This window comes from Massilia sp. TSP1-1-2, from assembly GCF_049896185.1.
GTDB lineage: Bacteria > Pseudomonadota > Gammaproteobacteria > Burkholderiales > Burkholderiaceae_D > Telluria_A.
Genome location: NZ_JAFCTU010000132.1, coordinates 1 through 997 on the forward strand (window position 1 = coordinate 1; position 997 = coordinate 997).

The following is a 997-nucleotide window of genomic DNA, read 5'->3' on the forward strand; positions in this document are numbered from 1 at the left end:
GACCGCACGGCCCGCACCGAGCCTGAGGCGATCGCCCTGGCCGAAGAAATCGGCTATCCGCTGGTGGTGCGGCCATCGTACGTGCTGGGTGGGCGCGCGATGGAAGTGGTGCACGAGCAGCGCGACCTGGAGCGCTACATGCGCGAAGCGGTCAAGGTGTCGCATGATTCACCGGTGCTGCTGGACCGCTTCCTGAATGACGCCATCGAGGTGGACGTCGACTGTATTTCGGACGGCGAAACCACCTTCATTGGCGGCGTGATGGAGCACATCGAGCAGGCAGGCGTGCACTCGGGCGACTCGGCCTGTTCGCTGCCGCCGTATTCGCTCTCGCAAGAGACGATCGATGAACTCAAGCGCCAGACGTCCTTGATGGCCAAGGGCCTGAACGTGATCGGCCTGATGAACGTGCAGTTCGCGATCCAGAAGCAGTTGCGCGACGGTGAAATGGTTGATACCGTGTATGTGCTGGAAGTGAACCCGCGTGCTTCGCGCACGGTGCCGTTTGTCTCCAAGGCAACCGGGCTGCAGCTGGCAAAGATCGCGGCGCGCTGCATGGTCGGGCAAACGCTCGCCTCGCAGGGCATCACCAAGGAAGTGATCCCGCCGTTTTACAGCGTCAAGGAAGCGGTGTTCCCGTTCGTGAAATTCCCGGGCGTGGATACCATTCTCGGGCCCGAGATGAAGTCCACCGGTGAAGTCATGGGCGTTGGCATGACGTTTGGCGAAGCCTTCGTCAAGTCGCAGCTGGGCGCAGGCGTCAAGCTGCCTGAATCGGGCAAGGTATTCTTGTCGGTCAAGGGTTCGGACAAGCCGCGCACCGTGAAAGTGGCGCGCGACCTGCACGAAATGGGCTTTACGATTGCCGCCACCAAGGGCACCGCTGCGGTCATCAACGCAGCCGGCATTCCGTGCCAGCCACGTACGCCAACAAGCGTGCGGAGATGTGGTACCGGATGAAAAAATGGGTCGAGGACTACCCGTGCCGGCTGCCGAA

Annotated in this window: 1 pseudogene; it reads left to right on the forward strand. The window is 61.9% G+C overall.

From position 1 onward, the window contains the following. A pseudogene (locus tag ACP7BV_RS27265) lies at positions 1 to 918 on the forward strand (ATP-grasp domain-containing protein); the annotation flags it as partial. Positions 919 to 997 lie beyond the last annotated feature (79 nt).